Origin of the sequence: Methylobacterium sp. B1 (assembly GCF_000333255.1) — a bacterium.
GTDB classification, from domain to species: domain Bacteria; phylum Pseudomonadota; class Alphaproteobacteria; order Rhizobiales; family Beijerinckiaceae; genus Methylobacterium; species Methylobacterium fujisawaense.
Genome location: NZ_BACT01000847.1, coordinates 1 through 794, shown reverse-complemented (window position 1 = coordinate 794; position 794 = coordinate 1). Strand labels below are relative to the sequence as shown.

At 65.1% G+C, this 794-nt stretch carries 2 protein-coding genes; both read left to right on the top strand.

Going from position 1 to position 794, the window contains the following annotated elements; genetic code table 11:
* On the top strand, nt 1–457 hold a 457-nt coding region (moxG, locus tag I53_RS24475; protein WP_043355620.1), incomplete at its 5' end, for a cytochrome c(L), periplasmic.
* Nucleotides 458–543: 86 nt separating this feature from the next.
* Nucleotides 544–794, top strand: a 251-nt coding sequence (locus I53_RS24470; RefSeq protein WP_043355622.1) for a methanol dehydrogenase, incomplete at its 3' end; no start/stop codon positions are given.

Here is a 794-nt window from a genome sequence, read left to right as displayed (position 1 = left end):
GATGGACACGGCCGAGGGCAAGCCGGGCGGGCGGGACACGCAGGCGGTCAAGACCTTCTTCCAGACCGGCAAGAATCTCTACATCGACGACAAGTCCTGCCTGCGCAACGGCGAGAGCCTGTTCCTGACCTCGTGCTCCGGCTGCCACGGCCATCTCGGCGAGGGCAAGGTCGGGCCCGGCCTCAACGACGATTACTGGACCTACCCGGCGAACACGACCGATGTCGGCCTGTTCTCGACCCTCTGGGGCGGCGCCAACGGCATGATGGGACCGCACAACGAGGATCTCAATCCCGACGAGATGCTGCAGGTCATCGCCTGGATCCGCCATCTCTACACGGGTCCGGTGAAGGATGCCGAGTGGCTCACCGACGCGCAGAAGAAGACTTACAAGCCCTTCAAGGAGGGCGAGACCTTTGCCAAGGACGTGCCCGGCCAGTGCAAGCCGCTGGACTAGCCGTTCTCGGCAAGTCGCGCCCCGCAGGAGACGGGGCGAACCGACGGCCCGACCGGCCGGCCAAGGAAGAGACGGAGGAATCAACGATGCGCACAGTGATCACGACGGCGATGCTGATCGCGGGGGCGGCCTTCGCGGTGCCGGCGCTGGCCTATGACGGGCAGACCTGCAAGGCGCCGGGCAATTGCTGGCAGCCGAAGCCCGGCTTCCCCGAGAAGGTCGCCGGGACCAAGTACGATCCCAAGCACGACCCGAAGGAGGTCAGCAAGCAGGCCGAATCCATCAAGCAGATGGAGGAGCGCAACAAGAAGCGGAAAGAGAACGCCAAGAAGACCGG